Annotated in this window: 28 protein-coding genes; 7 read left to right on the top strand and 21 right to left on the bottom strand. The window is 66.3% G+C overall.

Annotation, left to right across the window (positions count from 1 at the left end):
- Positions 1-14 precede the first annotated feature (14 nt).
- The 12 genes from ACPXCB_RS10275 to ACPXCB_RS10220 form a co-directional block, all read right to left on the bottom strand.
- Positions 15-347 (bottom strand): hypothetical protein, encoded by a 333-nt coding sequence (locus ACPXCB_RS10275; RefSeq protein ID WP_425874308.1) that lies wholly within the window; start codon positions 345-347, stop codon positions 15-17.
- A gap of 2 nt (positions 348-349) precedes the next feature.
- Positions 350-817 (bottom strand): hypothetical protein, encoded by a 468-nt coding sequence (locus ACPXCB_RS10270; RefSeq protein WP_425874306.1) that lies wholly within the window; start codon positions 815-817, stop codon positions 350-352.
- A 3-nt stretch (positions 818-820) separates the two neighbouring features.
- Entirely contained in the window at positions 821-1,249 is a 429-nt protein-coding gene (locus ACPXCB_RS10265) for a hypothetical protein (protein ID WP_425874304.1), read from the bottom strand.
- A 66-nt stretch (positions 1,250-1,315) separates the two neighbouring features.
- The gene (locus ACPXCB_RS10260) at positions 1,316-2,023 is read right to left on the bottom strand and encodes a hypothetical protein (RefSeq protein ID WP_425874302.1); all 708 of its coding nucleotides are present in this window, start codon (positions 2,021-2,023) and stop codon (positions 1,316-1,318) included.
- Entirely contained in the window at positions 2,007-2,177 is a 171-nt protein-coding gene (locus tag ACPXCB_RS10255) for a hypothetical protein (protein ID WP_425874300.1), read from the bottom strand. Before ACPXCB_RS10255 ends, ACPXCB_RS10260 begins: the two co-directional genes overlap by 17 nt.
- Positions 2,178-2,179: 2 nt before the next feature.
- Positions 2,180-2,593 (bottom strand): hypothetical protein, encoded by a 414-nt coding sequence (locus tag ACPXCB_RS10250; protein ID WP_425874298.1) that lies wholly within the window; start codon positions 2,591-2,593, stop codon positions 2,180-2,182.
- Positions 2,593-3,186: a hypothetical protein gene (locus tag ACPXCB_RS10245; RefSeq protein WP_425874296.1), complete on the bottom strand. Its 594-nt coding sequence runs from the start codon at positions 3,184-3,186 to the stop codon at positions 2,593-2,595. Before ACPXCB_RS10245 ends, ACPXCB_RS10250 begins: the two co-directional genes overlap by 1 nt.
- A 276-nt stretch (positions 3,187-3,462) precedes the next feature.
- The gene (locus ACPXCB_RS10240) at positions 3,463-4,710 is read right to left on the bottom strand and encodes a phage major capsid protein (RefSeq protein WP_425874294.1); all 1,248 of its coding nucleotides are present in this window, start codon (positions 4,708-4,710) and stop codon (positions 3,463-3,465) included.
- Positions 4,711-4,869: 159 nt separating this feature from the next.
- Entirely contained in the window at positions 4,870-5,526 is a 657-nt protein-coding gene (locus ACPXCB_RS10235) for an HK97 family phage prohead protease (RefSeq protein ID WP_425874292.1), read from the bottom strand.
- Complete coding sequence (locus ACPXCB_RS10230; RefSeq protein WP_425874290.1) at positions 5,519-6,595, bottom strand: phage portal protein; 1,077 nt, start codon at positions 6,593-6,595, stop codon at positions 5,519-5,521. The genes ACPXCB_RS10235 and ACPXCB_RS10230 overlap by 8 nt, the downstream gene beginning before the upstream one ends.
- 72 nt (positions 6,596-6,667) lie before the next feature.
- Complete coding sequence (locus ACPXCB_RS10225) at positions 6,668-8,176, bottom strand: hypothetical protein (RefSeq protein WP_425874288.1); 1,509 nt, start codon at positions 8,174-8,176, stop codon at positions 6,668-6,670.
- A complete protein-coding gene (locus tag ACPXCB_RS10220; protein ID WP_425874286.1) occupies positions 8,130-8,366 on the bottom strand; it encodes a hypothetical protein in 237 nt (78 codons plus the stop codon). Before ACPXCB_RS10220 ends, ACPXCB_RS10225 begins: the two co-directional genes overlap by 47 nt.
- Positions 8,367-8,815: 449 nt before the next feature.
- Here ACPXCB_RS10220 and ACPXCB_RS10215 point away from each other — a divergent pair, with 449 nt between their 5' ends.
- From ACPXCB_RS10215 to ACPXCB_RS10200, 4 genes are all read left to right on the top strand, one after another.
- A complete protein-coding gene (locus tag ACPXCB_RS10215) occupies positions 8,816-9,265 on the top strand; it encodes a hypothetical protein (RefSeq protein ID WP_425874285.1) in 450 nt (149 codons plus the stop codon).
- Positions 9,266-9,269: 4 nt separating this feature from the next.
- A complete protein-coding gene (locus ACPXCB_RS10210) occupies positions 9,270-9,761 on the top strand; it encodes a hypothetical protein (protein WP_425874283.1) in 492 nt (163 codons plus the stop codon).
- 33 nt (positions 9,762-9,794) lie between these two features.
- Positions 9,795-10,193, top strand: coding sequence for a hypothetical protein (locus ACPXCB_RS10205; protein WP_425874281.1), 399 nt, complete (start codon positions 9,795-9,797; stop codon positions 10,191-10,193).
- 1,005 nt (positions 10,194-11,198) lie between these two features.
- Positions 11,199-12,275, top strand: coding sequence for a hypothetical protein (locus ACPXCB_RS10200; protein ID WP_425874279.1), 1,077 nt, complete (start codon positions 11,199-11,201; stop codon positions 12,273-12,275).
- Positions 12,276-12,387: 112 nt separating this feature from the next.
- On the opposite strand, the gene ACPXCB_RS10195 is transcribed toward ACPXCB_RS10200, so the two are convergent.
- Complete coding sequence (locus ACPXCB_RS10195; RefSeq protein WP_425874277.1) at positions 12,388-13,920, bottom strand: recombinase family protein; 1,533 nt, start codon at positions 13,918-13,920, stop codon at positions 12,388-12,390.
- 28 nt (positions 13,921-13,948) lie between these two features.
- Positions 13,949-14,107 carry a hypothetical protein gene (locus ACPXCB_RS10190; protein ID WP_425874275.1) on the bottom strand — a complete coding sequence of 53 codons (159 nt, stop codon included), beginning with the start codon at positions 14,105-14,107 and terminating at the stop codon, positions 13,949-13,951.
- A 252-nt stretch (positions 14,108-14,359) separates the two neighbouring features.
- On the opposite strand from ACPXCB_RS10190, the gene metF reads away from it, so the two are divergent.
- A complete protein-coding gene (gene metF, locus ACPXCB_RS10185) occupies positions 14,360-15,277 on the top strand; it encodes a methylenetetrahydrofolate reductase [NAD(P)H] (protein ID WP_425874273.1) in 918 nt (305 codons plus the stop codon).
- A gap of 43 nt (positions 15,278-15,320) precedes the next feature.
- Positions 15,321-16,010 (top strand): CDP-alcohol phosphatidyltransferase family protein, encoded by a 690-nt coding sequence (locus ACPXCB_RS10180; RefSeq protein ID WP_425874271.1) that lies wholly within the window; start codon positions 15,321-15,323, stop codon positions 16,008-16,010.
- Between the two features lie 110 nt (positions 16,011-16,120).
- Here the strand turns inward: ACPXCB_RS10180 and ACPXCB_RS10175 are convergent, their stop codons facing one another.
- The 7 genes from ACPXCB_RS10175 to ACPXCB_RS10145 are packed head-to-tail and all read right to left on the bottom strand — an operon-like array spanning position 16,121 to position 22,605.
- Positions 16,121-17,608: a phytoene desaturase family protein gene (locus ACPXCB_RS10175; RefSeq protein WP_425874269.1), complete on the bottom strand. Its 1,488-nt coding sequence runs from the start codon at positions 17,606-17,608 to the stop codon at positions 16,121-16,123.
- A gap of 11 nt (positions 17,609-17,619) precedes the next feature.
- On the bottom strand, positions 17,620-18,747 hold the full coding sequence (locus ACPXCB_RS10170; RefSeq protein ID WP_425874267.1) for a glycosyltransferase: 1,128 nt from the start codon (positions 18,745-18,747) through the stop codon (positions 17,620-17,622).
- Positions 18,744-19,646, bottom strand: coding sequence for a carotenoid biosynthesis protein (locus tag ACPXCB_RS10165; protein WP_425874265.1), 903 nt, complete (start codon positions 19,644-19,646; stop codon positions 18,744-18,746). Before ACPXCB_RS10165 ends, ACPXCB_RS10170 begins: the two co-directional genes overlap by 4 nt.
- Positions 19,643-20,218, bottom strand: a complete 576-nt coding sequence (locus tag ACPXCB_RS10160) for a GNAT family N-acetyltransferase (protein WP_425874263.1) — start codon at positions 20,216-20,218, stop codon at positions 19,643-19,645. The genes ACPXCB_RS10165 and ACPXCB_RS10160 overlap by 4 nt, the downstream gene beginning before the upstream one ends.
- On the bottom strand, positions 20,215-20,979 hold the full coding sequence (locus ACPXCB_RS10155) for a monooxygenase (RefSeq protein ID WP_425874261.1): 765 nt from the start codon (positions 20,977-20,979) through the stop codon (positions 20,215-20,217). The genes ACPXCB_RS10160 and ACPXCB_RS10155 overlap by 4 nt, the downstream gene beginning before the upstream one ends.
- Positions 20,976-21,464 carry a YbaK/EbsC family protein gene (locus tag ACPXCB_RS10150; RefSeq protein WP_425874259.1) on the bottom strand — a complete coding sequence of 163 codons (489 nt, stop codon included), beginning with the start codon at positions 21,462-21,464 and terminating at the stop codon, positions 20,976-20,978. The genes ACPXCB_RS10155 and ACPXCB_RS10150 overlap by 4 nt, the downstream gene beginning before the upstream one ends.
- A 34-nt stretch (positions 21,465-21,498) precedes the next feature.
- Positions 21,499-22,605, bottom strand: coding sequence for an EamA family transporter (locus ACPXCB_RS10145; RefSeq protein WP_425874257.1), 1,107 nt, complete (start codon positions 22,603-22,605; stop codon positions 21,499-21,501).
- 481 nt (positions 22,606-23,086) lie between these two features.
- Between ACPXCB_RS10145 and ACPXCB_RS10140 the strand changes: the two genes are divergently transcribed.
- The gene (locus ACPXCB_RS10140; RefSeq protein WP_425874255.1) at positions 23,087-23,536 is read left to right on the top strand and encodes an SAV_6107 family HEPN domain-containing protein; all 450 of its coding nucleotides are present in this window, start codon (positions 23,087-23,089) and stop codon (positions 23,534-23,536) included.
- Positions 23,537-23,551 lie beyond the last annotated feature (15 nt).

The raw sequence follows: 23,551 nt of genomic DNA, 5'->3' as shown, positions 1-23,551 counted from the left end.
GGGTTTAATCTCCGCTAGCTCTCGTTCGCCCCATCCGGGGCTGAAGAGTTTGGGTCTTCGTCAGCCTCATCCCCGAGGAGTTCGATCCCACGAGCGTCCACGTCGAATTCCTCGAAGCGGACGTACTTGCCTGCCCGATAGAGCCCCAGCCAGGCGAGCACACCAACCAGGTAGATGTAGTTATCCTGATCGGTGCACAGTTCGCCGAACTCCACGAGGCTCATACCGGCTTCGTTCTTCAGCAGGCGGATCTCCGGGAAGCGGAGTGCCCTTGGATCAAAGGTGACCTCAGGAACGTCGAAACGCTCGGCGTCCTCTGGCGTGAACTGAATTCGGATGGCTGCCATCCTCACCCCTTAAGTTCGTTGGAGACGTACTTGATTACGGATCTCATCTCCCGGGAGATGTCAGGCATTAACCGGTCTGCCGGTCGGTCTACGAACCCAGGGCGAACCTTCTGCTCAACCCATGCCTTCCGGCGTTTGCCATATACGGGGTGGCGTAGCTTGCCCCGGTTGAGAGAGGGAACGTCTCGGCGTTCCCGCTTGCCATCACCGAAGACGCGATAGCTGACTTCCGTGGACTGACGCTTGGTCTTGCTCGCCAAGCGGAACCTCAAAGACTTACTTAGAACAGGCGCATAGCCCGAAGGCAAAGCTTGTCCTGCCTCTTCCCGGATAGCAGGCCCCAGGGGCTTCACAGCGGCCTTGAAAGCCCTGTCCATGTGCTTGCCTAGTCCGGTGTCGCCAAGCTGCTTCAGTTGCCCTCTCAGGCGGTACAGCTCGGCTCCACCAGACACCTGTACGGAGAAGCCCATGACTTAGGCGTAAACCCCGACAGTGACGACACCATCGACCTGAAGGGAAGCGCTGTAGGAAACCTTGTCGCTCACCGAGGCATCAACAGTGAAGTCAGTAATCCACGCCTCGCCGGAGTACTTGACCTTGCCCGTGCCGGAACCCTGGGGGCCGTATTCGAAGGTGGCGGTAACCGAGGCTCGATGGGCACCACCGATGACCGTAACCACCGTGGGGTCAAGGGACCCCGAGATAGTGAACGTGGCATTGAACAGACCCGGAATGCTCTTGGTGCCCTGATCCCCGAAGGCAGTCACCTCGGAGAGGTTCCGAGAGCCAGGAAGACCCGAGACGCTATCGACATACGGGGTGAGGTTCTGAAGAGAGCCCGGGGTGGAACCCGAGGCGTTATCGAGCTGGAAGACAGCATCCTTACCGTGGCTTGCAGCCATATTGACTCCTTGAAGAGCACAGCAAAAAGCCCGCACATAGGCGGGCCAGCGGATTGGGCTAGGGGATTAGTGGCGTGCGAACGCGACCACGAAGGTTGCCGAACCAGTGCCGGTGACCGTCCATAGGCAGCGGACGTACCTGTTGACCGTGCCGGTGGCGGCCGTGCGCCCCGAGGTCTTCCCGGTCACCAGATCGAAGGTCAGGAGGTCTGCCCACACGGAGTTGTTCGTGGAGTGCTGGACCTTCACTGAGAGGTTCGTCAGACCGGAGTACGCCGTGACATGCAGACTGCCAACACCACCGTTGGCGGTACTGGTGAGACCGTCGACAGACGCGACGTTGCCACCGGCAGTCTCAGCCACCAGGCCGTGAAGCACGGCCCCGAGGTCTACGGCTTCGTCCGCAGTAGCGATGACGCTGAGGCTCACGGTCTCCGTCACCGAGGCAGGAGCCTCGAAGCCAGAGAGGTCGGCAGCAGCCATCAGGGCCGGCTTCCCTACGGTGAACCCCTCGGGGAGAACCGTGATCAGAGCCCCGTTGTCGATGTCGGCAGCAGCCGCAAGCTTGTCGTACAGAGTGCCTGGGTCGGCGTCGAAGGTCCCGTTCACGGTCATGGAGCCAGAGAGCAGACCGGGCACGAACCTCTCTCCGTCGTCCAGGAGGCTGGTGACGCTGCCGTAGCTGCGTGACTGAGAAGTTCCCCAGCCGGTCACCCGACCGGAGACGTGTCCGTCGTTGACCAGTACCCGAGACTGCTTACTGTGAATTGCCATTGCCTACCTCCTCGATGTAACCGAGGTCGATCAGCTCAGGAATGGACTTCTCGGGAAGATCACTCACCGACTGCCCAGGCTCGGCACGCTTCTCTTTGTTGCCCTTCGTCGGGTAGTTGAGCCCGACAAGGACTCGGTACTTCTTGACTGCCACACTCAGCCTCCTGACGAACAGACGTCCACTATGAAGACAGCGCCGTAGTAGGCGTTGCCGTTGAACTCGATCCACTGCGGAGAACAGCTCACAAGCTGGCAGTAATCGACTAGGTCACCAAGGGTCTTGTCTGCACTCAACGCAGCCAGGATGGAGCTAGGGCCAGCCTTGTCCAGGTAGCCCGCAAGAGCCTTTTGGCCGGCAAATTCGATGGCCGTTGAAACCAGCACCATGACGTTGAAGGACAAGTCAACGTTGTCGTCAGTGAACGTCCTGAGGTAGTCGACTTCGGTTGGTAGACCGACCACTGCCGCAGGAACGGTGATCTGTCCCGGAGTAACGTCGTTGACATTCAGCCCCGGGATAGTCGCTAGCCTGGCCTCGATGCCATCCATGATCTGCTCGATGGTTGCCATTACGCCACCGCCTTGTCGTATCGGCGGTACGGCTGAAGCATCGTCCGGATGCGCTGGTTATCTCGCACACGAACTAAGCCGAAGGCGTCAGTGCCGGCTACGCCGAAGGGCGCTTCCCGGATGACCTTCAGATTTTCGTTCGCGAGAGCGATACACGCCTGCTTGACCGCAACCGGGACGGTCGCCCAACCCCACTGAGCGGTAACTTCAACGGTGGTAGAGCCGTAGCGAGGGAACCTGTAGCCCTGACTGGCCGAGATCCTGTAATACGGCCAGCCTGGCTGACCATCGACCACACCGTTAAGGGGCTCTAGCCGATAGTCGGATGTGGTCAACGTCTGGTTGTCATCGGTCTTGATGACCAGACCTTCTAGCGTGTGGAAGTCATCCACCAGCAGGACGCTGGAATCACGAACCTCGAAGGTTCGGAGGCTCGGAACGGTGGTGCTGTTGAACTGCCTGCCGCAGTGCTTCTCAATCTCTCGGGAAGCAGCAGTGAGGGAATCTGCGATCTGCAAATCAAGGTCAGCGGAACTGACAGAGATGTAGCTCTTGAACTCAACCGGAGTGGCGTACGGATCGCCAAGTGCCATGGCTACCCCCGCCGTGCAGTTCGGATGCGCTTCTCGGGAGTGTCCTTAGCGGTAGCGGTCTCGGTGTCATCCTCGACAACAGGAACGGCCATGCCGTGTGCGCAAAGGGTCGCTGCCTCATTGTCAGGCAGGTCTACGACCGAGCCACGAGCAGGCCACTGCTCACCATTACGGGTACCAGAGATGTCGCCGGTCAGACGAATCTTCATTACTGGTTCCTTTCGCAGGAGAGAGCCAGAGCAGCGCATAGGCTGCCCTGGCAACTCAAAGACGGGATCAGGTCGCGGAGTGCTGGAAAACCTTCACAGCGCCAGTCAGATCCACCAGAGCCGCGTCACCACGCATAATCGCCCGGTAGGTGATCATGTCGGTGTTGAAGGCGTACTCGTCACTGCGGACGAACTCGACACCACCAACCAGGCGCACGAAGTACGCGGACAGGTCACCGAAGAGGATCGACTTGTTCCCGGCACCAACGGCCGGCATGTTCGGGTCGATGAAGACCGGCTTCCCAAGGATGGTGTCCGGCTGACCGGCCACAAGCGACGGCTGCCAGATGTAGTCACCCTGAGAGTTCTTGAGCTTCCGCAGGGCGGCAGCAGTCGAATCCCGCATCAGCCAACCGCAGCTCGGCGAAGCCCGGTAGGGGCTGATCACCGAGTGGTACAGGTCGATCAGAAGGTCGCCACCCTGGCCCACGGTGTTCTGGGTACCGAAGCCGGTAGCCGTACCGGTCGGGCCGGTGACACCGACCGTGGCGTCAGTCATCAGGCCACGCGGCTGGTTGGTGCCAGTGCCAGAGACCAGGTGCTCACCGAACTTTCGGCCAAGCGCCTGACCGGCCTGCTTCGCCAGGTAGCCCTCAAGGTCTACGCCAGTGTCACTGGCAAGCTCACGAGAGACCTGAAGCAGAAGGCCGTACTTGTACGCGCCGAGGGTGACCTTGCCGAACGTCGGGTCAGACTCGGGGATGGCCGCAGCCTCACCGACGAGGGTGGCGGTCGAGTGCGCCGTGGTCTTCGGGATTTCAAGGTTCTCGCCCGAGCTGGTGTTCAGGATGAACGGACCAGCCTGAAGAACACCCGACGACTCAACGGCGTGAACCATCAGCCGGTGGTAGAAGCTCGTCGGCACGGTGTTGCCACCTGACGCGGCCGTGCCCTTCAGCAGGTCCCGGTAGTCAACCTGGCCCTCAGGACGAACGGTGTAGGTACGGGCAGCGCCCACCTCACCCAGCAGCACCGACCGCAGCTCGGCCGACTCCTGGCCGCGCGACTCCTGGCGCTTGGGCTCACCACGGAACCGAGCAAACTCAGCCTCGGTGTCCTGAGCCCGCTTCTCACCCTCGATGACGGACTTAATCCGGCTGTCGATGCCGTCAAGCTCAGCGTTCAGCTCATCCCACTGACGCTGCTCCTCACCAGTGAAGTTGCGGTTCTCATCGGCAACACGATCAGCAAGGCCCTTGGCCTGCTCCCAGACGTTGTTACGCCGCTCGCGCAGCCGGTTAGCGATTTCAGACATAGGGAAACCCCTCTTAGGAAAGTTGGATGGAATGCCTGAGGTGGGTTTCGCCCTGCCTCAAATGAGCACAAAAAGAAATCCGCCCCCATTCGGGTTGGCGGATTAATGAAAGAAAGGGTGAGTGTCGCTCTGCCCTAGCTATTCATTTGTGGGTGGTGCTTACAGGTACGGATCGGTACGCCGAGCGAGTAGTGCCATGCGCTGCTGAGCGAGGGTTGTCTCCCTCTTGGTCACCGGACCGTCCGTGCGGACGAAGAACTTCCGAAGCTCGTTGGCCTCAGCCAGAGACCGAACCTCTTCAAGGTCTGCCTCGAACCGGTCAGCAAGAGACCGGAGTCCAGCAGTGGCATCCGGGTAGGCAGGCATGTTCACGGGAGCGACGTCCACTAGGGCGGCAGCAAGCAGGGTCCGCTTGGGGAAGTTCTGCTCAGTCATCGTCCAGTCGTCCTCGATGGTCCGGAACGCAAAGGAACTGCGACGGATGTCGCCACGCTGCACAAGCTCAACGATGTCGGCACGAGCGTCCGGAGGATCAACCACGTACTCAAGGCCGGTGTTGTCGATGCTCAGCCGGAGAGTCCCGGCGGCCACGGTCCCTAGAAGCATGTTGTCGTCGTGGTTGTACCGAGCAATCACGTCTGGAAAGCCGTCCCCACGGGACTTGTTGAATGCAGCCCGGTCGACAACCTCAACGAAACCACCGAGGTTCCGGCTTTCGCGATTGAACACAGCGGCGTACCCGCCGATGCGCTTACGGTCCTTGTCGGCACGAAGCTCAACGACTAGTGGCGTATACCGCCTTTCGACATCAGTCACTTGGCGACTCCTGATTTAGGTTTAGTTTGATTGGTGCTCTGAGTTCGTCGCCCCCGGGAAGCGGGGGAAGATCCTCGAAAGCTCGCGCTTCATTGGGGGTCAGGAAGCCCGAACTGATGCCCAGGGCGTGAGCCTGGTAGCGAGTCTTGATGTCCGCTCGCACTACGGCGTCAGCGTTGAACTGAACGACGACACTTGGAGGAAGAACCTCCGAGAGAGCTGACTCAATGAGCACCAGCCACGGTCGAAGAACGAACTTCAACAGGTTCAGGCCGTTGCCCTCGACGGTGTTGTAGGTGAGGCCACCGCCGGCTTCACCACCAACCATCTCCGGAGGGATGCCGAAGATTGCGGCGATCTGTGTCGCGTTCATCTTCATCGTCTCGATGAACTGAGACTCTTCAGGCGACACCCTGAGGGAGTTGTAGTCCCAATCCTTGCCGTACACGATCGGCCTACGGCCTCGGATGGCGGAAGCAAGAGACTCGCTGATGTCTCGTGCTTGAGTGCCGGTTACCTCAACCTGGGTGTTCTTGAAGGTGCCCGGCGGTGTACCGCCTGCTTCGAACCAGCTAGAGCCGTACTGAGTGGCCTGAAGGCCAACCCCGATAGAGTTGGCGAACGCCGAGACCGGAGAAAGACCAACGACCTTGCCCGGCAGAACGAACCACGCGATATGAACGATGTTCTCCCGAGGAACCACCTGGCCCTGCCAGTAGTAGACCGGGAGCGTCGGCTTCAGCTCGTCAACGAAAACCTCGTCAGGGTTCAGCCATTCGATGGCTACCGGGTAGCCGCCTTCATCCCTGAGGGTCACCAAGCCGTAGGCGTTCCCTCGCATAGCCAGCGAGATAACAAGCTGCCTGACCCACTGAACGTTTGTGCCGATGACGGCAGGTGAGTCCAGAAGAGCCAGATCAGTCCTAACCCGCTTGTCGCCGATCTCAATGAAGGCGTGTACCGGCAGGGAAGACACCTGATCGGCTAGCAGCCGGACGCAGGAGAAGTACGGAATCAAGCTCAGAGCTTGCTCTGAGGTGACCTGCCCTGGCCTCGGTCCGCCGGCCACCCACGGGAGAGTTGTGATTGCTCGTTGCTCTTCCTTGCGGAAGAGGCTTCGGAAGGATTGAAATAGCCCCACTTAATCACCTCCCCCGAACCAGACGGAATTCATCACGTCGTACTCCTTCTGAAGTAGGTGAGCCCTCGACTCATAGGCCCAGCGAGCCAGCGTTGCTGCCGTCAAGGCAGAGATGTCGATTTCGCTCTTGTAGCGGTCCCAAGCCCAGGAGTCTCCGAGCTTCCTTGTCTTCCCATTGGGAATGGCTCGGTTGAGTTCCGTTTGATCTCGGTGACGAAGCGTCTTCTGATGGATGGCGTCAACGAACTGAACGCAAGCCGCCGAGAATTCCTGTCCACCAGGAATAGCTAGATCCCCGTACTTCGGCTCATCCGGATTCTCTGGCTTGTCGATGCCGACCTTCTGAAGGTCTACCAGTAGAGAGCCGATAGGGCTCTTGACGTCGAAGCCGATGGCAACAGGCTTGTGAGCCTCTACAAGCCCAGAGATCCGCTCAACCACCCAGTCAGTACCAGGGCGCTGGTCAATAAGCTCTACGTGGCCTGTAGCGTCTTCACGGAGGCCGTAGGCAACGATGGAGGTAGTAGCTCGGTCTCCCCAGCCGCAGGTATCAACAGCGAACGCGACATCACCTGAGCGGCGGGACTCTGGATCGGCCAGAGTCGACCAGTCCTCGGGGGTGATCAGAGAGTCGTCAACCCGCAGGGGCCAGACCCCTAGACGTTCCCGAGCGAAGTCAGCGTCAGGGAGCGTCATCCGCTCTGACTCGACCGTCGACTCACGAAGTCGGATGTTGAAGGCCGGGTTCGTGTCAGCCCATAGCTGCCTGTCGTCTAGGTCTAGGGGCCCCTCAGGGGCAGACCACTCGAACCAGGCAACACCAGGGGCACCCTCGTGACCGCGCTTCCGGAGGCGAGTGAAGGGCTCTCCGGTGACAGCGTTCAGTGGGGGCGTACTTGCCCACCATGTCTGAGGGTTCGGCCTAGCCGACAACATCGGGATGAGGGCAGCAAGGTCTTCGTCTACGACGTCATAGGCTTCGTCGTTGATGAGCCGATCGATAGTTCCACCGCGACCGGCATCCTTGCCTCTAGCCCGGATGGAGAGGTTAGCTCCGGACTTCAGCTTGATTTCCTCTTTGCCGTTGTTCAGCACCAACCAGCGCTTAGGCAACTTGCTTTTAAGCCCGAGAGACTTCGGAGACTTTTCAATCCGCTCAGCAACGCTGGTGAGGATCTTCTTGGAGTTGGCGAGGTTCTGTGAAGTCAGGACAACGACTTCGTGAAACAGGAACAGCGAAGCCAGGATGAGCACTTCCAGGAGGAAGCTTTTACCCTGCTGGCGAGGTACAACGAGACCAACGTCTCTGGCTGCCCAGATGCGGGCACCAGGGTTGAGGGGGTCTTCGACCTCACCTAAGGCGTGACGGATGACGTACTTCTGCCACTCATCGAGCGGGATGCCCATCAGCTCAGCAAGCTTGATGGCTTCATCACCACGGCTAGAGATGTACTCCGGCCAGTTACCGATCCGAGGCGTCTGCCTCCCGCGAAGCAAGGAGTTCGTCAAGTGGGGAACTCCCTTCCTCATCGGCATTCAGTTGTTCAAGCTCAGCCAGGACTTCCCCTAGCTGCTTGGCGATTCCAGCGGCATCCTTCGGGAACGCCTTCACGAGGCGTTCAGCCAGAAGGTCTCGGATTGCTTCTAGCTGCTCTCGATAGGTGCCCTTCTGCATGACATGACTGAAGTCGTCGCTCATGGTCTGGCTCCTAGAGAGAGAAATTTTGACAAAGGCAATGAGGGTCAGCAAATGTCCGATTTAAAAACAGAACCCCACCCCGGGGTAGGCTCACCAGTCCTCAGACAGATTCGAGGGCTTACTGATTGCCTTCTTGTTTCTTGACTGATTGCAGCATTTCCCCTTGATGGGGTCGCACTCGAAGCAGCGACCCTTAGGGCCATGACTGGGGCGCTTGTTGTGTGGGTCGCCTGGGTCCTGGTACGGGTCCACTTGGGCGGGGATGATGTAGTCAGCTTCAGGGCTGCCGTGGATGTCATGACCACACAGCCAGCAGACATAGCCGTAGAGGAGAAGCATCTCCTCACGGGCTCGGGTGTATGCCTGACCTGTGTGCAGGCGTCGATAGGCAGGGTTGCTGGTCACTGCCTCACCTGCCTACTTGACCAAGGGTGCTTCACTTGTTAGCCGTGGAACGTGACTGGTTCGATTGGGCAAGCCTCATCTTCAACACGCTCGCTACTACCGGCGGTCTGGTCGGTCTGTTCGTCGCCGTACGCGCGTACAAGGTCGCGAAAAGCCAGGGCAGGAAGACCTTCGAGCTTGAGATTCTTCGAGAGCTAAGCGGACTGCTTGATAGGTCGGGAGAACTCCACAGTGAGCCGGATCGTCAAGACTGGCTACCAACGATAACTGCGCAGCAGTTCGCCAGAATGCAGCTGTTGCATGAGGAGGAATTTCCGTTCACGCGGGCGCTTGCTAGATACCAGGCCCAAGGAGTGGCTGATAAAGAGATCGCTGATATGCCCGAAGTCAGAGAAATGCTGGACAGCTTGAGACCTAGGGCTACATTGAGCATGACGGCTCACGCCGTGATGTATCACGAGATTCTTAAGGCCATGAAGAAGAGGGCATTGTAGAGCCGTGGATGACCCAACCTGGCTCGACTACGCGGGCCTCGTCTTCAATGTCCTTGCCACGGCAGCAGGACTCTTCGGTCTATTCCTTGCCATCAAGGCGTACCGAATCGGCGTCAAGGCCTACGAGGTAAGTGCCGAGTCATACCGGGTTGCCAAGGATCAGGGGCGACGCACTCTTGAGCTTCAGATATTGCGAGAGTTGTTGGCGCTCACTCTTGACGAGGAGGCGATTGACGATCTCTTGGAAGAACCCAATGTAGCGTTCGGGAGATTAGGCGTGCGTGTGCAACTCGCACTACTTCCAGCGTCAGAGCTTATGATATGGCGCGAACTCAGCCGGTTTGCGGAACTTCCTCGCGCAGTGGAGATCGCCCCTCAGTACGCGATGTCATTGGCTGTCATTCCGGCACATCGCCGACGTGAGTACGAGAAGTCCCTGATCGCTAATTGCTTACGGAGGGATATCTATGATGCCGTTCGACAGCGGGTAGAGTAGCGGCGCTTGTGGGCGCTTGCCATAATGGGAGTCGTGGATGAGCCCGTTTGGATGACGTACGCCGGATTCGTGTTCGACGCTCTGGCGTCGGTCGGTGCAGTGGTTGCAATCGCCCTGTCGGTCCAGGCTTACAAGGTCGCGGTCAAGTCATATCAAGTCGCTAGGGACCAGCATCGCAAGACCTTCGATCTTGAAACTCTCCGTAAGTTGGCCAGCGTGCTTGACAAGAAGCCGTCGCCATTCGTTGATCATGAGGCTATATCTTTAATGTGGCTGCTCCCCGACGATACGCTGCCCATCTGGGAAGTGATGTGGATAAAGGAGATGGAGCAAGCCAGGCCGGCTGGATCGCCATGCCGGCCGCTTAAGCCTGGAGAATGGCAGGAGATGGCCGATGACCTGAGGAGGGCCATCAAAGCCCGGATCGAGTAGCCCTTGACTCAATGAACTTGGCCAGAGAAGTGAGGGGAGCACCAGAGGGAACAGACGGAGAGGGATCTGTTCGCACCTCTGGTGCTCAACCCTTGGGGCGTCGGCAGAACCGACACCATTGATAGTGCGTTGCCCATTTGGACAGCATCGGCATCTAGCCGATCAGCACTCCTGTCCGCCACCATCCCGGCCACGCTGTTTGCGCTGGCCCAACAGTCACAGGCTTCAAGCCTGAGTCTTTGTGATCTCCGTCACTGATTGTCCGGCAGGAAGCCGGACGGACAACTACGGTATTAAGTGAACAGGTGATTCCCGGGAGCCGTCTTGAGGACGGCATTTCTTAGGGGGCCTCTATAAGGCGAGCAGAGCGAGCCTTGTCATCCGGGCTCTCCCAAGTCGAGCCCTCCAAGGCTCGTTACTTCTCTGCTCGCTCATTCGGGAGCCTCGCTCCCTCAGTCTCGGCTAGTCAGTAGTTCGTAATCGTGATCGCTGGCACCAAGCCAGCACTACTCACTCCTTGCCGAGCCTGGCGAGGCTCCCTCATCTCTTCTCCATAAGTTAGAGCCTGTTACCTTTTGGATAGTGACTCAAGTCACATGCCGAAGGCATGTTAACTATCCCTGGAAGGACATCGCTGTCTCCGTTGCTACTTCGACAGCCGATGACGCTGCGCAGCAGCACCGGTAACCCTTCTGCCTTCGGCAGGGTTGTTTAAGTGGGAACTTCACTCTGCCTATGGCAGGCATCCTTCGCCCTGCCAGTGCAGGGCTTCTACGGCGAACTCCTTCCGCCAATGCTGCGGAACTTCTCGGAGTTCGCCTACCTACTCCTTGGGGACCGTACTGCCGGTACGGCAACTCTCGGGTGGTAGTAGATGACCAAACCCTGACGCCAGAAAACTAAAACTGACCTCAGGTTGTTCTGACTGGTAGGGATAGCAGCCAGAGCCATCGAGTATCGATGGTGAGCACAACAACTGAATACACAACTGAATAGGAAACGCCGATGATCGAAGAAGACTTTGAGCAGTTCGCTCACGTTGCTGGTAAGCGGCTGGACATCTTCCTTAAGCAGACCGCCAAGCGGGCTGCTGCCGAATACGGACTAGCTAGCCCCAAGGAAGACGCCGACGACATTTTCGCTGAGCTGCTGTCCTGGGCTTACGCGAGCCGGCCCGATCTCATCGACCGGGCAACCATCCGCGAGAACCACGAGAAGCGGATTGCAGAAGACCCGAGTTACAAGACGCCAGAGGACTTCGGGGTTTGTTACTTCGCCGCGAAGGTGTTGTCGCTCAAGGCGAACGAGATTGCTCAGGCCATGAAGACCTCAGACCGCCGCTTCGAGTCTGAGGAGGACGTCCAGGCGCTCTGGACCAGCAAGGCCGTAGGTGCAGCCCTCAAGGGCTGGAATCTCCCGGAGACCCTGAAGAAGGCTCTCGACTCCAGTCGGCTTCCAGAGAGTTGGAAGCAGGCGCTTGAGCGCCACTACCGGGATGGCGTTCCCGCCTCGGTCGTCGGCAAGATGACCCTGACCCGAGCCCGCAACCGGGTGGTGGAGATCCTGAACTCTGGCAACGCCCTGGGCAAGGATGCCGACCCCGAAGAGGTCGCTCAGGGGTATGGAGGCCACTGGGGGCCTCAGAAGCGCCCTGAGGCGTTCAAAAGGGCTGGGGGCAACTGGGGTGCCCCTGAGGCTTCCTACAGCCTGTCAGGGCCTCTAAAGGCGTCCAGTGGGGCTCTTGCGCCCGACAGCACTGACACCGAAATCCTGAGGTACGTCTGCGCCCCCTCGGGGATGCGCGGGAAGCCCGCCGCTCAGCAGCGGGAGTGGCTGAGGAAGTACTTCGACCTTGACCTTGAGTTGTTCACCTGGGCGCTTACCGGTCGGGTCTCTGATCCGTTCCTAGCGGGGTTCCTTGACCAGATGACCCGAGGGATGCGGTACGCCTTGTGGACTCGGTACTCACCGGAGGCGGACAGCAAGGACAAGCGCAACCTTCACGAGGAAGCCATTGTGATCCTGAAGGCTCTTCGTGGAGCCCTAGGGATTGCCGAAGGCAAGGGAATGGCGAAGAAGTAACGGTCACGAAATTGTAACGGATTCCCGATAATGCTTGGAATTCTCGAAAGGCATCATGCTCTACGCAATGGAGGACAAAGGAAAGCCCCGGCAAAGCCGGGGCTCCCCAAAGCTAGCGAGTTGCTCTTCCGATCAAATTCTTGGGTACGTAGAAGGCGTACCGGATGCCTTGGTGAACGCCTAGCTCAACAGCTTCGTCCAAGCGCTCAGGGCGCTCGAAGCGACCAATGGTCACAGCGCCATCTTTGGATGCTCTCGCGGCCTCTACGCGGACACCCGCCTTCAGGAGGAGCTTCCTTCGCCCCAAGGCGTCAGCAGCGTCCCAAACCTCTCGGTACGTCTGACCAGTGCTGCGCAACTCTGTCCGGTCAGGGCTCTCAGGCATCTCGCTCAGCCGGTCAATCAGGGTCTCTAGGGAGGTAATCTGTTTCGCGTACACCTTCTGTACAGCAGCGCTCTTGCCGGCTGACTTCTTGAGAAGGTCGTCCAGGGCTTCCGTCGCCTCAGCTAGCTCTTGTTGATGCGACTCCCCGGGGATGAAGACCTCCTCGTGCATTTCTAGGTCTCCGATGTGGCTGAGCATTGCTAGCTCGATGGCCTCCTCAAGGGCGTCGGCCCGGACGGAGGTGACTTCGCACTGGTTCCGCTTCTCGGCCCGTCCTCGGCATCGATAGTATTCACGCCTATTCTGCTTGGCTGCCGGACCGGTTACGAGTCGATACAAGGGCTCGCCGCACTCGATGCAAAACACGACACCGAGAAGTGGGCTAGTCGCCACGGAGCGAGTCTTTTTGCGGCTTATCTCGTCAAGCCGCTTCTGCACTCGTTCCCAATCTGCCCGGCTGATGATTTCCTCAGCTCGCTTGACAGGCATCCCATTGGCACCTCGGACTACCTCGCCACCCTGCTCCGCAATACCAAGGATTGTGCGAGATCGCAGGATGGGGCTCAGTGACGTCGTTTTCCAGCGATACCCGAGGGTCTTTCTGCCCACTGACCTTCGGTGGTGGTCGCTAGGGGCGAGAACTCCGGCGTTGTTCAGATCAGTAGCGATGCTGTTTAGGGAGTCTCCGTTGAGGAGGCGCTTGACAATGTACTTGACGTGCTCGCTGCTCTCGGGATCGACAGTTAGCCTCCAACCCTCACCCTTGGGCTGCTTCTCAGGTTTGTAGCCGTAAGGGGGAGTGCCGCCATGCCAACGGCCTTCCTCCCTCGCCAACTCTTGAGAGCCTTGGTTTCGTTCGCGGATGGCCTCCCTCTCGAACTCCGCGAACATGGCGAGAATGTTCGCGATGATCCTGCCGTACTTGTCTCCGGTGTTGATCGGCTCGGTAGCGGAGGCAATGGCCTTGCCGTTCTCGTCCGCCCAATCGACCAGCTTGACGAAGTGCAGGAGCTTCCGAGAGAGCCTGTCAACCTTCGCTCCAACGATGATGTCGAACGGCAGGCGTTCACCCCTGAGCCACGGACCAAGCCCCGGGCGGTCCCAGGGGTCTACCGAACCTGAGACGTCGATGTCGTCGGCCCAGCCGATGACGGTGTGACCGTGGAGCTTCGCCCAGGTGGTGATGCTCTCTCCCTGGCGCTCCTCGGAGGTTGACTCGTCGTCCCCACGGCTGAGCCTCCGTGCCCCTAGAACTCTCATGACCAGCACGCTACGCGCGAGTGTGTGACTATGCTAGCTTCGAGACCTCGTGCCGGCTGAGGGTCGGCACCCCGGACGCGGCGCAGAGCTCGGCCGCGACCCGTAGCTGGCTCCAGCCCCGGGCCAGCCGGAGCTGGGCGAGCAGCGGCCCGAGCAGTTGCGGGCCGGGCGGCGGGGGCGGCGTCATCGGTCCTCCGGGACGGTGTCGGCGTGGCGGCGGCGCGGACCCCGGAACGGGACCGGTGCGCCACCGGTGGATGCTGACCCCCGCGCGTGCCCCCGGCGGGTCGGCTTCCGGCCGGGCCCACCCCGCGCAACCCCATGACTACTCCGGGGGTACGACGCTTTCCGGCCCCGGCCGGGCCGGCGGCCGTGCGGTCCGTGTCCACCAGTGTGGGAAGGTCTCGGCCCGGAGGGCCCGGCCCGCTAGAGTCGGGGCGTGGCGCTCGGTCTTCCATCGGTCCTCCCCAATCCGCAGCCGGCGATCGGGGAGCTCATCCGTGACCGCCAGCCGACCTTCTCCTTCGAGTTCTTCCCGCCCAAGACCCCGCAGGGCGAGCGGCTGCTGTGGCAGGCGATCCGCGAGCTGGAGTCGCTGCGCCCGTCGTTCGTCTCGATCACCTACGGCGCGGGCGGGTCGACCCGCGACACCACCGTCGCGGTCACCGAGCGGATCGCCACCGAGACCACCCTGCTGCCGATGGCCCACCTGACCGCGGTCAACCACTCCGTGGCCGAGCTGCGCCACGTCATCGGCCGGCTCGCCGGGGTCGGGGTGCGCAACGTGCTCGCCGTGCGGGGCGACCCGCCGGGCGACCCGGGCGGCGACTGGGTGCGCCACCCCGAGGGGGTGCTCTACGCCGAGGACCTGGTCCGCCTGGTGCGCGACGCCGGCGACTTCAGCGTCGGGGTGGCGGCCTTCCCCTTCAAGCACCCGCGTTCAGCCGACGTCGACAGCGACACCGAGCACTTCGTGCGCAAGTGCCGGGCCGGCGCCGACTTCGCGATCACCCAGATGTTCTTCGACGCCGACGACTACCTGCGGCTGCGCGACCGGGTCGCCGCCACCGGCTGCGACACCCCGATCCTGGCCGGCGTGATGCCGGTGACCCAGATCGGCACCATCGAGCGCTCCACGCAGCTCTCGGGGGCGCCCTTCCCGCCGGCCCTGGCCGAGCGGTTCGCGAAGGTCGCCGACGACCCGGAGGCGGTGCGCCGGCTCGGCGTCGAGCAGGCCAGCGAGATGTGCCGGCGGCTGCTCGACGAGGGCGTGCCGGGGATCCACTTCATCACCCTCAACCGTTCCACCGCCACCCGCGAGGTGTGGCAGAACCTCCAGGTCGACGCGCGGGTGTGACCCCGGTGCCGCGACACCTGAGCGGCGGTGCGACGGTTGTTCCGTGGTGGGCACACAGCTGAACTGGGACGAGTACGCCACGGCCTGGGCACGGCTGCACGGGGGCTTCGACCCCCGGGCGGCGGCCCCCGTCGTCCGCGCCTGGCTGCGATTCGCCTACCACGTCGGGTTCGTGCTGGGCCGGCTGCGGGTCGGCCCGACCCCGGTCACCGTGGTCGGCGTGCTGCTCTGCGCCTGCGTGCCGCTGTTCGCCGTACGGCCGCAGAACGGTCCCTTCCTCGCGGCGCTGTTCGTGCTGCTCGCCGCGGTGGCGGACAGCGTCGACGGCGCGGTGGCGGTGGCCACGAACCGGACCAGCCGGCTCGGCTACGTCTACGACTCGCTGGCCGACCGGCTCGGCGAGGTCGCCTGGCTGGCCGCGTTCTGGCTGGTCGGCGCGCCGGGGGCGCTCGTCGTGACCGCCGGCGCGCTCTCCTGGCTGCACGAGTACGTCCGCGCCCGGGCGGTCTCCGCCGGCATGCGGGAACTCGGCGCGGTGACCGTGGGGGAGCGCCCCACCCGGGTCTCGGTGGCCCTGGTCGGGCTGCTGCTGGCCGGGCTGACCGGGCTGATCGAGCCGGACCTGCCGGCCGGCACGATCACCATGGCGACCGCCGTCTGGGTGCTGTTGGCCGGGTTCGGCCTCGGCCAACTGCTCTCCGCCGTCCGCCGCGCCCTGATCGACGCCGGCTGACCGGCGCCGGCCCGTCCGGACGGTCTCCGACCGGGTGCCGTGGTGTCAGGAAGGGGCCTTCCGCTACCTCAGGCGTTGACAAGGCGCCCTTCCTTACCCCGCAGCCGGATCTACCAGGCGGGGCCGATGTCGTCGGCGACGATCTGGGCGGAGAGGGTCACCATCGGCAGGCCACCGCCGGGGTGGCTGGAGCCGCCGACCAGCCACAGCCCGTGCGCCGGGCCCCGGTTGGCCGGGCGCAGCAGGCCGCCGGCGGTGCCGTAGATCGATCCGCCGGGCGCGCCGGTCGCGTCGTCCAGGTCGGCCGGGGTGCGGACCTCCCGGAACACCAGCCGGTCCCGCACGTCGACGCCGCGCTCGGCCAGCACGTCGAGGACCCGGTCGGCGTACGCCTCGGCGAGGCCGGGCCGGCGCCAGTCGACGGCACCGGTGGCGGTGCCGTGCCGGGGTGCGTTGACCAGCACGAACCACGCCTCGTGGCCGGCCGGCCGGACCACCGGGTCGTCGGCCACGGTGACGAAGACGGTGGGATCCGTCGCCGGTCGGGCCCGCACGCCGCGCCCCGGGTGGCCGAAGACCGCGTCGAACTCGGCGTCGTAGTCGCCGGGGAAGAACACGTTGTGGTGGGCCAGCCCGGAGTCCCCGGTCAGGCCGAGCAGGAGCACGAAACCGGCCAGGCTGCGGTCGGTCAGCCCGGCCAGCCGGCGCGGGCTGGGCAGCAGGTCCCGGTAGAGGGTGAGCGCGTCGACGTTGGCCACCACCACGTCGGCGGGGACCGGGGCGGCGACGCCGCGCAGGCGTACGCCGTGCACCCGCCCGCCCGCGGCGTCGATCCGGGTGACCGTGGCGCCGGTCCGCACGACCACGCCGAGGTCCAGGCAGCGGGTGAGCAGCGCGTCGGCGAGCGTGCCCAGCCCGCCGCGCAGGTACCAGCCGCCGAAGGTCAGCTCGGCGTAGGGCACGGCGACCAGCGCGGCCGGCGCCCGGCGCGGGTCGGCGCCGGTGTAGGTGGCGTACCGGTCCAGCAGCATCCGCAGCCGGGGGTCGGACAGGTGCCGTCGGCCCAGCCCGCGCAGCGTCCGGCCCGGCCCGATGGCGGCCAGGTCGCCCAGCCGCCAGGCCAGCGCGGCCAGGTCCAGCGGGGAGTCGATCGGGCGGCGCAGGATGTCCCGGTGCGAGGCCTGCCACACCCGCGCGGCCCGGCGCCACAGCCGCTGCCAGTCCGCGGCGGCCCGGTCGCCGAAGGCCGCGCCGATCCGGGCGGCGAACTCGGCCGGGTCCGCGCACGAGTCGAGGGCCGGGCCGCCGCCGGGGAAGACGTGCCGCACGATCGGGTCCACCGGTGCCAGGTCCAGGTACTCGTCGAGCTTCGCGCCGGTCGCCTCGAACAGGTCGTGGAAGACGTCGGGCAGGGTGAGCAGGCTCGGCCCGGTGTCGAAGTGGAACGCGCCCGCCGGCGTGTCGCGGACGTACCGGCCGAGCTTGCCACCGACGGTGCCCGCGCGTTCGAGCACGGTGACCTGGTGTCCGGTGGCGGCCAGCCGGGCGGCGGTGGCCAGCCCTCCCACCCCGGCGCCGACGACCACGATCCGCGCCATGCCGCGCCTCCCTAGGTGACGGGGCGGCCGCGCCAGGACAGGCGACGCCGCTTCCGCAGATGGTACGACCGCAGGGTCAGCCAACCGAGGACCACGACCGACACGGGGTGTGCCAGCGCGTCGGGCCACCACCGGCCTCCGGTCGCCCGGGCGCTGATCGCCCGCCCGGTGACCCCGAGCAGGTAGGCGGCGAGCGCCGCGGCGGCCACCGTCGGCGCGCCGGCGGCCAGGGCGACGACCGCCAGCAGCGGGGGAGCGGTGTAGAGCAGGAGCAGCAGGGCCACCACGGCGGCCGCCGCCCCCGGGTTGCCGAAGGTCGCCCAGAGCGACTTCGAGTAGCCGTCGCGCAGCTGCGGCCAGTCCTCGTACATCCGGCAGGCGGCCAGCCGCGAGCCGTCGGCGAGGGCGATCCGGCCGCCGGCCCGCTTGACCGCGCGGGCCAGCTCGACGTCCTCCAGGATCTGCCCGGCCACCACGGCGTGGCCGCCGGCGGCCTCGTAGCCGGCCCGGTCCACCACCAGGAACTGCCCGCCGGCGGCGGCCAGCGACGGCCGCCGCGAGCGCTCCATCGCCCGCAGCGGCAGGAAGGTCAGCCACAGCCACTGCAACAGCGGCTGGACCAGCCGGTCGGCCACCGTCGCCACCAGGATCCGGGGGTACGGCGACAGCAGCGTCACCCGCGCGGCGCGCAGCTCGGTGACGGCCGCCGCGACCGCGTCCGGGGCGAGCACCACGTCGGCGTCGACGAAGACCAGCGCGGTCGTCGCGGGGTCGGCCCGGGTGGCCAGCTGCCAGCAGGCGTGCGGCTTGCCCAGCCAGCCCGGCGGTGGGGCGACCCCGTCGAGCAGGGTGACCCGGGGGTCGTCGCCCGCCACCGCGCGGACCACGTCCGCGGTGCCGTCGGTCGACCCGTCGTCGAGCACCACCACGCGCAGCCGCGGCACGCCCCGCTGGGCGAGCAGCGCGCGTAGGCACGGGGTGACCCGCGTGGCCTCGTCGCGCAGCGGCAGCAGCACCGCCACCGGCTCGGTGACCGGCGCCGGCCGCTCGGCCGGGCGGCGCAGCCAGCGGCCGGCGTTGAGCAGGGTGTGCGCGGTCAGCGCGGCCACGCCGAGCAGCAGCGCGAGGACGGCGGTCATGCCGTCGCGTCGACGCCGGGGCGCTGCGGCTGACGGGTCCCGTGCCGGTCGTCGCGGCGGGAGCGGACCAGCGTGACCGCCAGCGGCACGGCGGCCACCGACATGCCGACCGCGCCCCAGAGCGCCGAGGCGGGCAGGTCGAGGAAGACCGCGTGGGCCAGCACGCTGGAGAAGTACGTCCACAGCCAGAGCGCGAACATCGGGCCGTCCCGCCCGTCGGTGGTGGCCGCGGCGGGCCCGGCCAGCGGGCGCAGCGCGCTCATCATCAGCACGGCGAAGAGCAGCCAGCCCAGGTAGTTGCTCACCGGGATGCCGGGCAGGCCGGGCAGCGCGGGGGTGGCGTCCCGCCAGACCCAGTAGCCCTCGGACACCATCTGCGGGTCGAGGAAGAGGTCCCAGGCGGCCAGCCCGACGGCGGCCAGCGCGATCCGCCGGACGGGGAACCGCCCGCCCCGGCGCCCAGGCCCGTCCCCGGCGCTCGGCCCGTCTCCGGCGCTCGGCCTGTCTCCGGTGCTCGGCCTGGCGCCGGCGTCGCCACCGGTCAGCCGGGTGGCGGCCAGCCAGGCCGGCCAGGCCATCCAGGTCCAGGCCAGCGGGATGATCAGCGGCACCCCGGCCAGCTTCGGCCCCAGCTCGCCGGAGTAGTCGTAGCTGCCGAACGGGAAGCCGGTGGCCACGCCGAGCGCCTCGATGGCGAACCCGCCGACCGTGGCCACCGCGACCAGCGCCGCCGCCGTACGCGGGCCCCGGCTGAGCAGCGCGTGGCCGACCGAGAGCAGGTAGCCGAGCACGACGGTGGCGACGGTCAGCCGGGCCCGGGTCTCCCCGGTGGTCAGCGGGTAGCAGATCTGCGCCAGCACCAGCACGGCCAGCAGCGCCCAGGACAGCCGTCGGGTCATGGCACGGGCCGGCCGGGCGGGGTGGGTGTCGGGGGCTCCAGCGGCAGGTCCCGGCCGAGCACGCCGAACGGGCGCTCGTCGCCGGGGAAGTGGAAGTCGCGCAGGACGTCGGCGAAGCCGAACCGGCGGTACAGCCGCCAGGCCCGGGACTTCTGTTCGTCGGCCTCGGGGGTGGAGAGCAGCGTGGTCGTCCCCTCCGCCAGGCTGAGCAGGGCCCGCAGCTGCCGCGCGCCCAGGCCGTGCCCCTGCGCGGGCGGGCGGACGTGCAGCTCCACCACCTCGAAGCAGTGGGTCAGCCAGCGCTGCCGGGTCGGGGCGTCCAGTGCCCGCCAGACCTGGTCGTGCCACCACTGCCCGGAGCCGCCCAGGTAGCCGTAGCCGAAGCCGGCCAGGTGGCCCTCGCTGGTCAGGCTGGCGACGGCACGGAAGCCGGGCCGGCGTACGTGGGTGGCGATGTAGCCGCGTCGGGACTCCAGCAGCTCCGGGCGGTACCCCATCGCCTCGCCGTAGACGGCCACCACGTCGTCCAGCCGTCGGACGAGATCGTCCGGCGTCCACCGCACCAACCTCATGCCCGTACACCCTCCGCCGCTCCCGGGTCGCCGTCCGCGACCCACCCCAGCACCGCCCGGTCACCCACCACGTCGCGCACCTCGAACCGCGCGAAGAGCTCCTCCGCGTACCACCCCTCGGTGGGGGTCCGCATGATCGCCGCCCGGTGCTCCGGGTGACGGTACGCGAACGCCACGAGGTCCGCCGGGTCGCGCCACACGCTCACCGTGCCCTGCCAGCCCAGCGGGGCCTCGCCGACGCCGAAGCGGGCCAACAGGCCGGGCGCGGCGTGCAACGCGGCGGCCACCGGTGGGATCGCCCGCCAGAAGGTGGCCGCCCGACGTGGCCGCAGCCGGGCCCGGGTCAGCGCCAGCACCGGGCCGGTGACCCGGCCACCGGGCGGCTCCCCGAACGGCCGGCGCCCCGACCATTCGCCCCGGCTGCTCAGCGGGCGCAGGTCGACCCGGACGGACGCGCGGGCGATCCGCGCCCAGGCGCGCCCCACCGGCGAGCCGTCGAAGCCGGCCGCGGCGGCGGGGGAGTCCCACACGGTCAGCGCCGCCCACCGGGTGAGGTCGGCGTCGCCCGGCCCGAAGCCGGTGCCGGTCCCGGTGCCGAGCAGCTTGCCGAACCGCACGCCGGGCACGGCCCGCAGCCGGCGGGGGTCGACCGCCATCCGGGTCAACGCCCGGGGCAGCGCGGCGCGGGAGGTGCGCCACACGTGCAGGGTGACCAGCTCCGGGACGTCGGCCCCTATGGTCCGCTCGCTCTGCTCGCTCACGCCACCGCCGTCGGGACGCCGCCGGTGACCCGCAGCAGCTCCGGGTACGTGGTGGGGAAGACCGCCTGCGGCACGCCGCCGGCCGCCCAGATCTCGTCGTACGACTCCAGGGTGGTGTCCACCAGGGTGCGCAGCGGGCGCGGGTGGCCGACCGGGGCGACCCCGCCGATCACCTGCCCGGTGTGCGCGCGGACGAACTCCGGGGTGGCCCGGCGCAGCCGGCCGACCCCGATGGACGCGGCCAGGCCGGCGGTGTCCACCCGGTGCGCGCCGGAGGTGAGCACCAGCAGCGGCGTGCCGTCCGCCTCGAAGACGAGCGAGTTGGCGATCTGGCCGACCGCGACGCCGAGCGACTCGGCGGCGGCAGCGGCGGTGTGGACCGCGTCGGGCAGCAGGCGGACGAGGCTCGGCGCGCCGGACCCGTCCCGGGCGCCCGCGGCGTCGAGCACGTCCTGCACCGCCCGCACGTTCGGGTGTGGCTGCATGTCGACCATTCTTCCCGGTACGCCGGTCGGCGGCTCAGCCGGCCGGGCCGGGCCCCGGCCGGGCGGGGCGGGACGCCGTCCGGCCGGCTCCGGGCGGGACGGTGGCGGCGTCCGGGGCGGGCGGCACGGTGTCCTGGGCGGGCGGCACGGTGCCATGGGCGCCCGGCGCGGTGTCCGGGGCGGGCGGCACGGTGCCATGGGCGGGCGGCGCGGTGGTCCGGGCCGGGGCGACCCGGGCCGTCTCGGCCAGCGCGACGCCCACCAGCACCAGGAGCCCGCCGGTGAGCTGGGCGGTGTTGAGCGCCTCACCGGGGCCGATCACGACCCAGGCGACCGCCGAGGCGAGCACCGGCTCGGCCATGCCGATGATCCCGACGCTGGTCGCGGGGAGGTGCCGCATCGCCCCGGCCACCAGCAGGTACGGCGCGATCGAGCCGAGCACCACCGTGTACGCGCAGAGCAGCGCCACGGGCACGCCCCCCTCGGTGTCGGCGGCCAGCGGCTCCCAGCCGCCGGTGCCCACGGTGACCGCGCGGGTGAGCAGGCCCGCCACGGCGGAGGCGCCGAACGCCCAGGTGCACAGCGACAACGTGTCCCGGCGCGCCGTTCCGTGTGCGCCGAGCACGTAGTAGGCGGCGAGGAAGACCGCAGCCCCGAGACCGGCGAGCACGCCGAGGCCGTCCAGCTTCAGCTCGCCCCACACCTCGGCCACGCAGCCGAGGCCGACCAGGCTCAACGCCAGGCCGGCCCAGAGCCGCGGGCGTACCCGGTGGCGCTGACCGAACCGGGCCCAGAGGGCGACCAGCAGCGGGGCGGTGTACTCGAACAGCAGCCCGATCCCGACCGGCAGCCGGGAGATGGCGACGAAGTAGAGCATCGGTACGGCGAAGAACCCGGCCAGCCCGTACCCGATCAGCAGCGGCAGTTGGCCGGGGGTGGCCCGCAGCCGGCGGGCCCCCGGACGCAGCAGCACGCTCAGCACCAGCAGCCCGATGACGGCGCCGGCGGCGCGCAGCAGGGTGAGCTGCGGGGCGTCCAGGCCGGCGCGGAGCACCAACTTGGAGACGGTGCCGTTGACGGCGAAGAGCCCGGCCGAGGCGAGCACCATGGCGACCCCGAGGACGGGGCGAGGGGTGGTCACGGGCGGAGGCTACCGCCGCGACCCTCTCCGCCGCCGACCGCGGTGGCGTACGCCCGGAGCCGGCACCTGCGGACATCGTCCGAGGTCCGCGCGCCACACGTTGCGTTTTCGTCGGAGGGAGGGTGTACTGTCAGCAGCAGTTAGAACGAGTGTTCGATTGCCTCGAACGCCCGTTCCAACCATCCGGGGCGGTGTTTCGCGGCGCGGCTCCGGGCGGTGCGGCTCCGCGGGCCGCACCTGGGTCCCGGGCAGTCGCGAGTCCGGGCCCGTCAGGCAGGAGCGTCGCCCGCCGCCCACGACCCCCGGGCGGCGGGCGACGAACCCGCCGGTAACGCCGGCCGGGTGTGGTGTGGGGAAGCGTCCACACCCGGCCGGCCACCCCACCGGTGCGTCTTCCTCCGCACCACTCGACCCGGCGTCCCGCCGGCGGCCCAGGGCCGTCTCCGGGACGGCGCCTCGGCCACGTGGAGGAGACAGTCCCATGCCGACCAACCCGGCTCAGGCACCGACGGTGCCGGCGCACGTGCTGCCGCACCGCACCCCCGCCCAGCTTCTCGCGGTGGCCCGGCGCGGGCTGGCTGAGGCCGCCCAGACCCGTCCCGACGGCCTCCGCTACGCCGCCGCCCACCTGGCCGCGCTCCGGGCGGCCGCGGCCGTGCTCGCCGCCCGGGCGCGTCCCGCCCCCACCCGACGCCACCGGGTGACCAACGTCTGGATCCTGCTCTCCGGTGTCGCCCCCGAGCTCGACGAGTGGGCCCGGTTCTTCGCCCTCGGCGCCAGCAAGCGGGCCGCCGCCGAGGCCGGCATCCCACGGGTCGTGACCGCCCGGGAGGCCGACGACCTGCTGCGCTCCGCCGAGCAGTTCGTCACGGTCGTGGAGGCCGCGCTCGGCGTGGCCCACCAACCGGCACTCGACGGCCTCGCGGCCTGACCCGGGCGCCCGGCC

Origin of the sequence: Micromonospora sp. DT62, from assembly GCF_049847285.1 — a bacterium.
Taxonomy (GTDB): Bacteria; Actinomycetota; Actinomycetes; order Mycobacteriales; family Micromonosporaceae; genus Micromonospora; species Micromonospora reichwaldensis.
Note: the sequence above shows the minus strand (reverse complement) of the source record. Positions and strands in the feature narration are given on the sequence as shown.